We start from the raw sequence: 11,557 nt of genomic DNA on the forward strand, positions 1-11,557 counted from the left end.
TGGGCGCACGTGGTGAGGGAGGATGCTCCCTCACCACGCAGGCTTAACGCGGGACCAGGTCCAGGCACACCGAATTGATGCAATAACGCAGGCCGGTCGGCGGCGGCCCATCCGGGAACACATGGCCCAGGTGCGCGTCACACTTTGCGCAGGTTACCTCGGTACGGATCATGCCGTGGCTGACATCACGAATCTCGATCATCGCGCTGTCGGCAATCGGCGCGTAAAAGCTGGGCCAGCCGCAGCCGGAGTCGAATTTGGTGGTGGAATCGAACAGCGGCTCATTGCAGCAGATGCAGTGGTAAACGCCGTCGGTCTTGGTGCCGTTGTACTTGCCGCTGAAAGGCCGTTCGGTGCCTTTGAGCCGGCACACGTTGTACTGCTCCGGATCGAGCATGGCCTTCCACTCTTCAACGGTTTTCTGCAACTTTTCCATCGGTACACCTCGGCAACTGAAAAAGCCTGATCTGTGTCTTTTCCATGGATCAGGCGGCACGTATGATTGCGCCTCTTCAAAACGCCAGTCTGGCACCCGCGCTATCGGCATTCAAACGTATTTATGGGTGCGGGCCTCGCAGGATTCGCAGTACGGTAGTGCACACACCGTCTGGATCGTTCATTTTCAGGATCACATCGCCATGCAGGTCAGCAAATCGAACAAGCTCGCCAACGTCTGCTACGACATTCGCGGCCCAGTGCTCAAGCACGCCAAACGCCTGGAAGAGGAAGGCCATCGCATCCTCAAGCTGAACATTGGCAATCCGGCGCCTTTTGGTTTCGAAGCACCGGACGAAATCCTCCAGGACGTTATCCGCAACCTGCCTACCGCTCAGGGCTACAGCGACTCCAAAGGCCTGTTCAGCGCGCGTAAAGCGGTGATGCAGTACTACCAGCAGAAGCAGGTGGAAGGCGTCGGCATTGAAGACATCTACCTGGGCAATGGCGTGTCCGAACTGATCGTGATGTCCATGCAGGCCCTGCTGAACAATGGCGACGAAGTGCTGGTACCTGCACCGGACTATCCACTGTGGACCGCAGCCGTGACACTGGCCGGCGGCCACCCGGTCCACTACCTGTGCGACGAAGGCGCCGACTGGTTCCCGGACCTGGCTGACATCAAGGCCAAGATCACTCCGAACACAAAGGCACTGGTGATCATCAACCCGAACAACCCCACCGGCGCGGTGTATTCCAAGGAAGTGCTGCTGGGCATGCTGGAACTGGCACGCCAGCACAACCTGGTGGTGTTCTCCGACGAGATCTACGACAAGATCCTCTACGACGACGCCGTGCACGTATGCACCGCCTCCCTGGCACCGGACCTGTTGTGCCTGACCTTCAACGGCCTGTCCAAGTCCTACCGCGTGGCGGGTTTCCGCTCCGGCTGGATCGCCATCTCCGGTCCCAAGCACAACGCCCAGAGCTACATCGAAGGCATCGACATGCTGGCCAACATGCGCCTGTGTGCCAACGTACCGAGCCAGCATGCGATCCAGACCGCTCTGGGCGGCTACCAGAGCATCAATGACCTGGTACTGCCCCAGGGCCGCCTGCTGGAACAACGCAACCGCACGTGGGAGCTGCTCAATGCGATCCCCGGTGTGAGCTGCGTGAAACCCATGGGTGCGCTGTACGCTTTTCCACGGATAGACCCGAAGGTATGCCCGATCCTCAACGACGAAAAGTTCGTGCTCGACTTGTTGCTGTCGGAAAAGCTGTTGGTGGTTCAGGGCACCGCGTTCAACTGGCCGTGGCCGGATCACTTCCGCGTGGTGACCTTGCCGCGCGTAGATGACTTGGACATGGCGATTGGCCGTATTGGCAACTTCCTCAAGACCTATCGCCAGTAGTGGCATGGCGCTGTACGATCGACATTCGGTCGTGCAGCGATTATCTGGCAACACTTCTCTGATCTCGCCCTTTTTCTGTATGGCACTTGCCTCTCTCAAGCTACGTGCCCCCTATAATTGCAGGGTTGTGAGGCAAAAAGTGGGGCATCTCTGGTGACATTCCTAGTCGGAAAATCCCTTCAAAGCTCTACATTCAGGCTGTAGGACACAGTTTGAAATAGTCGCTCGGTTGAATCACCCCATGCCGCACCTTATATACCCCGCAGTACGCGACATATTAAGCATGAGGAGAACTCTACAACCATGATGCGCATCCTGCTGTTCTTGGCCACTAACCTGGCGGTCGTGCTGATTGCCAGCATCACCCTGAGCCTTTTCGGCTTCAACGGGTTCATGGCGGCCAACGGGGTTGATCTGAACCTCAATCAGCTGCTGATTTTCTGTGCGGTCTTTGGTTTTGCCGGCTCGCTGTTCTCGCTGTTCATCTCCAAGTGGATGGCGAAGATGAGCACCAGCACCCAAGTCATCACCCAACCACGCACTCGCCATGAACAATGGCTGATGCAAACCGTGGAGCAGTTGTCTCAAGAAGCAGGTATCAAAATGCCCGAAGTCGGGATTTTCCCTGCTTATGAGGCCAATGCCTTTGCGACGGGCTGGAATAAGAACGACGCGCTCGTGGCCGTCAGTCAGGGCTTGCTCGAACGCTTCTCACCCGATGAAGTAAAGGCAGTACTCGCGCACGAAATTGGTCACGTAGCCAACGGCGACATGATTACCCTTGCGCTGGTACAGGGTGTGGTCAACACCTTCGTGATGTTCTTTGCGCGGATTATCGGTAACTTTGTGGACAAAGTAATCTTCAAGAACGAAGGCGGTCGCGGTATCGCCTACTTCGTGGCGACCATCTTTGCCGAAGTGGTGCTGGGCTTCCTGGCCAGTGCGATCGTGATGTGGTTCTCACGCAAACGAGAGTTCCGCGCAGACGAAGCCGGGGCGCGCCTGGCAGGCACCAATGCAATGATCAGCGCGCTGCAACGCTTGCGTTCCGAACAGGGCCTGCCAGTGCATATGCCTGACAGCCTGACCGCCTTTGGCATCAACGGCGGCATCAAACAGGGTTTGGCTCGTATGTTCATGAGCCACCCACCACTGGAAGAGCGTATTGACGCGCTTCGTCGTCGGGGCTGATACCTGGTAATGCAAAAAAAGGGGCGATCAGATCGCCCCTTTTTTTGTGGACACAGTTTTATGCCCGCGCGACTCTGTAGACCCGCTCGTCCAAGCGCGTGACTCCGTCCTGCACGAACTTCCAGCTCTCACCCAGAATGTCTTGCTTCTCGATCACCTGCAGGCTCCAGTGTGCTCCCAACAGCACCTTTACCTCTTCATCCGTCACCGCAAACGGTGGGCCTGCCTTTTGCGTCTGGTCGTAGTCAAGGGTGATCAGCAAACCCTGGCAGCCTGGACGTAGCATGTTGTTCAACTGCTCGGTGTATTGCGAGCGCATCAACGGCGGCAAGGCGATCAGAGCGGCACGGTCATAGACCGCAGTGCAATCAGCCAGAACCTCAGCGTCGAGAGCGAAGAAATCGCCGCACCACACTTCGATCAAATCAGCCTGATACACCGTGAACACACCGCGCTGAGTGATTCGCGGCGTCAGGCTCTGCTCGCTGAAGAAGGCTTCAACCGCCTGCTCTGATAGCTCAACGCCGAGTACCCGATGACCCTGGGTGGCCAGCCACATCAGGTCCAGGCTTTTGCCACACAGCGGCACCAGTACCTTGGCGCCCTCCGCGAGCGCCAACGAAGGCCAATGCCGTTCTAAATAAGGATTAACCTCAGGCAAATGAAAGCCGAGCTGGTTTCTCGCCCAGCGCTCCTGCCAAAACTTGGGCTCCATGGAATCACCTCCGATAATTCGATCAAAACGCGCTAAAACTTATATTAGATTTAGATCAATGATTTGACTGAAGATGGCTACATGTTAACGCTCAGGACTCTTCTTATGTTCCCCAGCCTGTTTATCTCCCACGGTTCGCCCATGCTTGCCCTTCAACCCGGCGCCAGCGGACCGGCTTTGCAACGCCTGGCTGCCGAAATGCCCCGCCCTAAGGCGATAGTGGTGGTATCGGCACACTGGGAAAGCCACGATTTACTGGTCAGCGGCAGCGCCGCACCCGAAACCTGGCACGACTTCGGCGGCTTCCCCCGCGAGCTGTTTGCCGTGCAATACCCCGCACCGGGCAACCCACAGTTGGCGGGAGAGATCGTCGGGCTGCTGCGCGCCGACGGCCTGAATGCACGCATCGACGACCAGCGCCCCTTCGACCATGGCACCTGGGTGCCTCTGTCGCTGATGTACCCCGCGGCGGATATCCCAGTCGTGCAGGTATCCTTGCCCAGCCGCATGGGCCCTGCCCTGCAGACGCGAGTCGGGCATGCCTTGACCAGTTTGCGCGAGGAAGGCGTACTGCTGATCGGTTCCGGCAGCATCACGCATAATCTGGGCGAACTGGACTGGCACGCAGGGCCTGAAAGCATCGAACCTTGGGCGCGGGGCTTCCGGGATTGGGTGGTGGATAAGCTCGCTGCCAACGATGAAGCCGCGTTGCACGACTATCGGCGCCAAGCACCCCACGCCGTGCGCAGCCATCCAAGCGATGAACATCTGTTGCCGCTGTACTTTGCGCGTGGCGCTGGTGGGGACTTCAGCATCGCGCACCAAGGCTTCACCATGGGCGCCTTGGGCATGGACATTTACCGCTTCGGCTAACTCTTTATTGTTAAAACAGCGGCGCAAAAAAAATCCCCGAACCAGTCGGGGATTTTTTATGTGTGATCAATCAGCCCAAGGGCGGATCAATCTTCGCGGTAGCGACGCAGCTTCAACTGCTTACCGGCAACGCGAGTGTCTTTCAGCTTGGTCAGCAGCTTCTCCAGACCGTCTTCCGGCAGCTCCACCAGGGAGAAACTGTCACGGACCTGGATACGGCCGATTGCTTCACGTGCCAGGCCACCCTCATTCAGGATAGCGCCCAGCAGGTTCTTGGCAGCGATACCATCACGCGCGCCCAGCGCGGTACGGCAACGAGCACGACCTTCAGCCAATGGAACCGGAGCACGACGCTCACGATCACCACGGTCTGGACGGTCGCCGGTACGCTCTGGACGATCACCGCGTGGCGCGTTGTTCGGTACCAGTGGGCGCTCTTTCTCGATAGCTGCCAGGGTCAGGGCCTGACCGTTTGTAGCCTTGCGCAGCAGGGCAGCAGCCAGGGCACGTGGAGTGCAACCGATATCGGCGGTCAGGCGGTCCAGCAGGTCGCCGTGAGTCGATTCAGCGTCAGCCACCAGAGGCGACAGGCTGTTGGTCAGTTTCTTGATGCGGGCATCGAGAACGGCCTGGGCATCCGGCAGGCGGACTTCGGCAACTTTCTGACCGGTTACGCGCTCGATCACTTGCAGCATGCGGCGCTCACGTGGAGTCACCAGCAGCAGTGCACGACCTTCGCGACCGGCACGGCCTGTACGGCCGATACGGTGAACGTAGGATTCTGGATCGTAAGGCATGTCAACGTTGAACACGTGGGTGATACGCGGAACGTCGAGACCACGAGCCGCTACGTCGGTCGCAACAACGATGTCCAGACGGCCATCCTTGAGGGAGTCGATCACGCGCTCACGTTGGTTCTGGGCAATGTCACCGTTCAGCGCAGCGGCTTTATAGCCTTTGGCTTCCAGGGCACTGGCCAAGTCCAGGGTCGCTTGCTTGGTGCGCACGAACATGATCAAGGCGTCGAAGTCTTCGACTTCCAGCAGGCTCAATACAGCCGAGGTCTTCTGGTCAGCGTGAACCAACAGGTGAGCCTGTTCGATCGCGGTAACGGTCTGAGTCTTGGTCTGGATCTTCACGTGTTGCGGATCGCGCAGATGGCGCTCGGCAATGGCACGGATCGACTGTGGCAGGGTGGCCGAGAACAGTACGGTCTGACGGGTCGGTGGCAGTGCCTTGAAGATGACTTCCAGGTCATCCATGAAGCCCAGCTTCAACATTTCGTCAGCTTCGTCGAGAACCAGGTGGTTCACGGTCGACAGTACTTTTTCGTCGCGACGCAGGTGGTCGCACAGACGGCCTGGGGTAGCAACGACGATCTGAGCGCCATTACGGATGGCTTTCAGTTGCGGGCCCATCGGCGCGCCGCCGTAAACGGCAACAACGGTAACGCCCGGCATTTGCTTGGCGTAGGTTTCAAAAGCGGTTGCTACTTGCAGCGCCAACTCACGGGTTGGCGCCAGGATCAGGGCTTGCGGCTCGCGCTTGGCAGGATCGATGCAGTGCAGGATAGGCAGGGCGAACGCGGCGGTTTTACCGGTACCGGTTTGCGCCTGGCCAATCATGTCTTGGCCGGCCATGATGATCGGGATCGATTGCTGCTGAATCGCCGAAGGTTCTTCGTAGCCGGTCGCAATGACGGCAGCAAGAATGTTCGGGTTAAGATTAAAAGCGGCGAAGCCGCCGGTTTCCTGGGTCATGGGTCTGCCTCTAAGTGCATCCGCAAAGACCCATGCTCCAAAGCTGCGCATGCCGTGTTGAGACTCAAGAGTCGCCCTGGCTGCTTTGTCGGCGGGGATTTGCGAAAACGAATGAATGAAAAAGATTCGTTAAGGAAGAGTCCGCTGTGCGGACATGCAGCCGAAGCTGACTTCGGGGAATTGCGCTACCTAAACGCGGCCCGGTTAAAGGCCGGCGCGCACTATACCGGAAATACTTGAAAAAGGGAGCTTTTTTTATCGCAAAGCACCGATAAACCGTGCTGCGTCACAGTCTTTGCAGATAACTCTGCCAGGGTCTATTTTTCAAAGGCCCGGCCCTGTTGGTCATAAGGCTTAAACGATTCACCCTTAGACCAAGACCTTTGGTCTGAAACCCTTCTCTCCACCCGAGGGCACACCCAATGAATCAAGCCAGCAGCAGCCGCGTCAGCCGTGAACTCCAGGGCCATGTCCTGCTGTTGGGCCTGGACCGGGTGGCCAAGCGCAACGCCTTCGACCTGGATTTGCTCAATGAGCTGAGCTTGGCTTATGGCGAATTTGATCGAAACGATGACGCACGAGTGGCCGTAGTATTTGCCCATGGCGACCACTTCACCGCCGGCCTGGACCTGGCCAATGTCAGCGGGGTAATGGCGGGCGGCTGGCAACCGCCGCTGGGAGGCTGTGATCCCTGGGGCGTTTTCGCAGGCCCCAGGGTCAGTAAACCGGTGATCGTCGCCGCCCAGGGCTACTGCCTCACCATTGGTATCGAGTTGATGCTCGCGGCGGATATCAATCTGTGTGCGAGCAATACCCGCTTTGCGCAGATGGAAGTACAGCGCGGGATCTTTCCGTTTGGCGGTGCGACATTGCGCTTTCATCAGATCGCCGGCTGGGGCAACGCCATGCGCTGGCTGCTGACCGGCGACGAGTTCGACGCCCATGAAGCCCTGCGCCTGGGTTTGGTGCAGGAAGTAATGGCCAGTGAAGACCTGCTGCCCCGCGCCATCGAACTGGCCAGTCGCATCGCGCGCCAGGCGCCGCTTGGCGTCCAGGCCACCTTGATGTCGGCCCGCCTGGCGCGTGTGGAAGGCGAAACCGTTGCGGCCGCCGCGCTGCCGCCGATGGTGGATAAATTGCTGAACAGCGAGGATGCCAAGGAAGGCCTGCGCGCGATGGTCGAGAAGCGGCCGGGGGTATTCAAGGGCATTTGAGTCGCCTATACCGACGCCATCGGGGCAAGCTCCCTCCCACATTTGAAATGAGTTCCAAGTGTGGGACGTGCGGTGCGACGATTCGACTCGCCCCCGATGGCGTGGGTACAGGCGACTACGTAGCCGGCCGAATCGCCTTGATCAAGGGCTGCAACGAATACCCCAGACGCGGCGCCAACAACTCAGCCCGAGTAGAAAGGGCATCAAGATCCAGCTCCTGATCCAGCTCCGAAGGTACCAGCAAAATCACATTGCCCTCCTTCACCGGCAGTTCCCAGTAGTGCCGGTGATACAACCCACGCAACAACGCCGCGCCCAGCGGTTTGCCGTCGTCAGTCGCCCACTGATTGATCACCAGCCAGCCGCCGGGGTTGAGTTTCTTCTGGCAGTTTTCCAGGAAGGTCCACGCCAGGTGCCCAACGCCGGGGCCGACATCGGTATAGAGGTCGACGAAAATCAAGTCCGCCGATTCAGCGGTCTCCAGCAACTCCAGGGCGTCGCCGATGCGGATGTACAGGCGCGGATCATCGTCCAGCCCCAGGTACTCAATGGCCAGGCGCGGCACATCGGGGCGCAGCTCGATGGCTTCGACGTCTTCCAGCGGGAGGAACTTGAGGCACGCCTGGGTCAACGTACCGGCGCCCAGACCGAGGAACAAGGCGCTCTCCGGCTGTTCATGGCACAACGCGCCGATCAGCATCGCGCGGGTGTAGTCGTACTCCAGCCAGCTCGGATCTGCAGTGAACACGCAGCTTTGCTCAATGGCGTCGCCGAATTCGAGAAACCGGTAATCGGCCACTTCGAGCACACGGATCATGCCGAAGTCATCATGAACTTCGGCGAGCAGGCGCTCGACACGCTCCTCTGTCATCACTACTCCTAACGGGTTTGCTGTACGGCAAAGGCGCGATTGTCGGCCAACCGGCAGCAGCAGGTCACGCACTAATTGCTGATAACATTGGCGCCCGACCGTCAATCAGCCAATCGAGTTCATGATGAGCCAACCCTGGAGCCCCGACAGCTGGCGCGCCCTGCCGATCCAGCAACAACCCCAGTACCCGGACGCTGCACACCTGTTGCGGGTGGAGCAGAGTCTGGCCAGCTACCCGCCGCTGGTGTTTGCCGGGGAAGCCCGCGAGTTGCGCCGCCAATTTGCCGAAGTGACCCAGGGTCGCGCCTTCCTGTTACAAGGCGGCGACTGCGCCGAGAGTTTCGTCGAGTTTTCCGCCGCGAAAATCCGCGACACCTTCAAGGTGTTGTTGCAGATGGCGATTGTGATGACCTTCGCCGCCGGCTGCCCAGTGGTGAAAGTCGGGCGCATGGCCGGCCAGTTCGCCAAGCCGCGCTCGGCCAACGATGAGACCATCGACGGCATCACCCTGCCCGCCTACCGTGGCGATATCGTCAACGGCATCGGCTTCGACGAAAAAAGCCGTGTACCCGATCCGGACCGCCTGCTGCAGTCGTATCACCAATCCACCGCTACCCTCAACCTGCTGCGCGCCTTCGCCCAGGGCGGTTTCGCCGACCTGCATCAGGTGCACCAGTGGAACCTGGACTTTATCGCCAACTCCGCCTTGGCAGAGAAGTACAGCCAACTGGCAAACCGCATCGACGAGACCCTGGCCTTTATGCGCGCCTGCGGCATGGACAGCTCGCCGCAGTTGCGCGAAACGAGCTTTTTCACCGCCCATGAAGCGCTGCTGCTCAACTACGAACAAGCCTTCGTGCGTCGCGACAGTCTGACCAACGACTATTACGACTGCTCGGCCCACATGCTGTGGATCGGCGACCGCACACGTCAGTTGGATGGCGCTCACGTCGAATTCCTGCGCGGGGTGAACAACCCGATCGGCGTCAAGGTCGGCCCGAGCATGAACCCGGAGGATCTTATCCGCCTGATCGACATCCTCAATCCGAACAACGATCCGGGCCGCCTGAACCTGATCGCGCGCATGGGCGCAGGCAAGGTCGGCGACCATCTACCCAACCTGATCCGCGCCGTGCAGCGCGAGGGCAAGCAGGTACTGTGGAGCTCGGACCCGATGCACGGGAACACCATCAAGGCCAGCAGCGGCTACAAGACCCGCGACTTTGCGCAGATCCTCGGCGAAGTGAAGGAGTTCTTCCAGGTGCACCAGGCCGAGGGCAGCTATGCCGGCGGGATTCATATCGAGATGACAGGGCAGAACGTCACAGAGTGCATCGGCGGCGCGCGCCCGATCACCGAAGATGGCTTGTCGGACCGCTACCACACCCATTGCGACCCTAGGATGAATGCCGATCAGTCGCTGGAGTTGGCGTTCCTGATTGCCGAAACGCTGAAGCAAGTCAAACGCTGAAATTTTAGTTGCCAGAATTGACGCCATCGGGAGCAAGCCCCCTCCCACAGGGAAACGCATTCCAAGTGTGGGAGGGCGCTTGCTCCCGATGGCGCCCTAGAAACCAGCGCCGCCATTGAGCATCGCAAGCCGCAACCGAGCGGCGCTCGGGCGCTGGCAATTGAGCTGTACCTGTTCCAGCCCCAACCAATCGGCCATCTGCCGCAGGTTCAGCGCAAGCGCAAGCATCCCTTCATCATCCAACCCCGGCTCTTCCTCGTGCACCGCATGCACCGCCAAACGCCCGTTGGCGCGCTCCGCTCGCAGGTCCACCCGCGCGGCAATACGTTCGTTGTGCATAAACGGCAGCACGTAATAGCCATACACCCGTTTATCTTGCGGGGTGTAGATCTCAAGCCGGTAACGGAAATCGAACAGGCGCTCTGTGCGGCTGCGCTCCCAAATCAGCGAATCGAACGGCGACAGCAGCGCACTCACCGATACTTTGCGCGGCACTTTCGGTTCTGGCAGGCAGTAAGCCGGTTGCTTCCAGCCTTGCACCTGGCACACCAGCAATAGCCCCTCTTCGACCAATTCGGCCAGACGCTTGCGACTGTCGGCGGGATCGAGGCGGAAGTAATCACGCAGGTCTTTTTCGGTGCCCACCCCCAAGGCGGTGGCGCTGTGCAATAACAAGCCGCGCTGGGCCTCGGCTTCAGTCAACGGGGCTTGCTTAAGGATATCGCCAGGGATAACGCGCTCGGGCAAGTCGTAAAGGCGCTCGAAACCACGACGACCGGCAACGGTCACCAGGCCGGCGGCGAACAACCATTCAAGCGCGTGCTTTTCATTACTCCAGTCCCACCAGGGACCTGCGCGCTCTTCGCGGGTGGACAGGCTACCGGCACCGAGGGCGCCTTGCTGTTCGACGGTCTTCAGCACACGCTGAATGATGGACTGCTGCTCCCTTCCGAAACGCGCCATCTGCGAATAAATGCCTTGCCCCTGCTGCGCCCGCGCCATGCGCCAACCCATCAAGGGGTACATCGCCATGGGCAACAGCGAGGCTTCATGCCCCCAATATTCGAAGAGCGAACGCCGCCGGCCCTGGCTCCAAGCGGCCTGCTCAAGCAGTAAAGGAGAATAGCGACCCAGACGGGAAAACAGCGGAAGGTAATGGGAACGCACCACAGCGTTGACCGAATCAATCTGCAATACACCGAGGCGTTCGATCAGTCGATTGAGGTGCGCGGACTTGATCTCTGCAGGCGGCTGGCGCCCGGAAAAACCTTGGGCCGCCAGCGCCATGCGTCGAGCTTGCTTGAGGGAAAAAGACTGGTCGGCGGGCATGGGAATCTCCTTGAAGGCGCGCGACCTACCCTACTGCATCCGGAGTCATTTTCGCAGCGGGTCTTCCCAGAAGTGCAGATGGCTCTCCTGCTCCACATCGGCGCGGCTGAGGCCGATGTCCTTGAGCGCTTCATCGCTCATGCTCGCCAGCATTCGGCGCTCTTCGTGCAATGCTTGCCAACGGGCTACGGTTTGAAACAACCCGGCAAACGGCCACTTCGCCATCAACGCAAAACCATTCTGACCTTTCATCTTCTCGCCCTCCCTTGGGGATGACGTCAGT

General features: G+C 59.4%; 11 protein-coding genes. 5 read left to right on the forward strand and 6 right to left on the reverse strand.

Translation table 11 applies throughout. From position 1 onward, the window contains the following. Positions 1 to 43: 43 nt before the first annotated feature. A complete protein-coding gene (msrB, locus tag ACVWXD_RS16445) occupies positions 44 to 436 on the reverse strand; it encodes a peptide-methionine (R)-S-oxide reductase MsrB (protein WP_032889057.1) in 393 nt (130 codons plus the stop codon). Positions 437 to 638: 202 nt separating this feature from the next. On the opposite strand from msrB, the gene ACVWXD_RS16450 reads away from it, so the two are divergent. Together ACVWXD_RS16450 and htpX are read left to right on the forward strand one after the other, a co-directional pair. Further along, positions 639 to 1,850, forward strand: coding sequence for a pyridoxal phosphate-dependent aminotransferase (locus ACVWXD_RS16450; protein WP_032889055.1), 1,212 nt, complete (start codon positions 639 to 641; stop codon positions 1,848 to 1,850). Between the two features lie 303 nt (positions 1,851 to 2,153). After that, positions 2,154 to 3,041, forward strand: a complete 888-nt coding sequence (gene htpX / locus ACVWXD_RS16455) for a protease HtpX (protein WP_032889053.1) — start codon at positions 2,154 to 2,156, stop codon at positions 3,039 to 3,041. 58 nt (positions 3,042 to 3,099) lie between these two features. On the opposite strand, the gene ACVWXD_RS16460 is transcribed toward htpX, so the two are convergent. Next, positions 3,100 to 3,756 carry a thiopurine S-methyltransferase gene (locus ACVWXD_RS16460; RefSeq protein WP_457371186.1) on the reverse strand — a complete coding sequence of 219 codons (657 nt, stop codon included), beginning with the start codon at positions 3,754 to 3,756 and terminating at the stop codon, positions 3,100 to 3,102. Positions 3,757 to 3,861: 105 nt separating this feature from the next. Between ACVWXD_RS16460 and ACVWXD_RS16465 the strand changes: the two genes are divergently transcribed. Continuing rightward, the gene (locus tag ACVWXD_RS16465) at positions 3,862 to 4,629 is read left to right on the forward strand and encodes a DODA-type extradiol aromatic ring-opening family dioxygenase (protein ID WP_032889047.1); all 768 of its coding nucleotides are present in this window, start codon (positions 3,862 to 3,864) and stop codon (positions 4,627 to 4,629) included. A gap of 86 nt (positions 4,630 to 4,715) precedes the next feature. Here ACVWXD_RS16465 and ACVWXD_RS16470 read toward each other — a convergent pair whose 3' ends face one another. After that, on the reverse strand, positions 4,716 to 6,389 hold the full coding sequence (locus ACVWXD_RS16470; RefSeq protein ID WP_027606997.1) for a DEAD/DEAH box helicase: 1,674 nt from the start codon (positions 6,387 to 6,389) through the stop codon (positions 4,716 to 4,718). 422 nt (positions 6,390 to 6,811) lie between these two features. On the opposite strand from ACVWXD_RS16470, the gene ACVWXD_RS16475 reads away from it, so the two are divergent. Continuing rightward, positions 6,812 to 7,603, forward strand: coding sequence for a crotonase/enoyl-CoA hydratase family protein (locus tag ACVWXD_RS16475; RefSeq protein WP_095184227.1), 792 nt, complete (start codon positions 6,812 to 6,814; stop codon positions 7,601 to 7,603). A gap of 115 nt (positions 7,604 to 7,718) precedes the next feature. On the opposite strand, the gene ACVWXD_RS16480 is transcribed toward ACVWXD_RS16475, so the two are convergent. Beyond that, entirely contained in the window at positions 7,719 to 8,474 is a 756-nt protein-coding gene (locus ACVWXD_RS16480) for a spermidine synthase (protein ID WP_032889040.1), read from the reverse strand. 124 nt (positions 8,475 to 8,598) lie between these two features. Here ACVWXD_RS16480 and ACVWXD_RS16485 point away from each other — a divergent pair, with 124 nt between their 5' ends. Beyond that, complete coding sequence (locus tag ACVWXD_RS16485; RefSeq protein WP_032889037.1) at positions 8,599 to 9,945, forward strand: class II 3-deoxy-7-phosphoheptulonate synthase; 1,347 nt, start codon at positions 8,599 to 8,601, stop codon at positions 9,943 to 9,945. A 96-nt stretch (positions 9,946 to 10,041) separates the two neighbouring features. Here the strand turns inward: ACVWXD_RS16485 and ACVWXD_RS16490 are convergent, their stop codons facing one another. Further along, entirely contained in the window at positions 10,042 to 11,274 is a 1,233-nt protein-coding gene (locus ACVWXD_RS16490; protein ID WP_457371187.1) for a winged helix-turn-helix domain-containing protein, read from the reverse strand. 45 nt (positions 11,275 to 11,319) lie between these two features. Then, positions 11,320 to 11,526, reverse strand: coding sequence for a DUF1127 domain-containing protein (locus tag ACVWXD_RS16495; RefSeq protein ID WP_233896991.1), 207 nt, complete (start codon positions 11,524 to 11,526; stop codon positions 11,320 to 11,322). Positions 11,527 to 11,557 lie beyond the last annotated feature (31 nt).

Source organism: Pseudomonas sp. TE3911 (assembly GCF_054062775.1).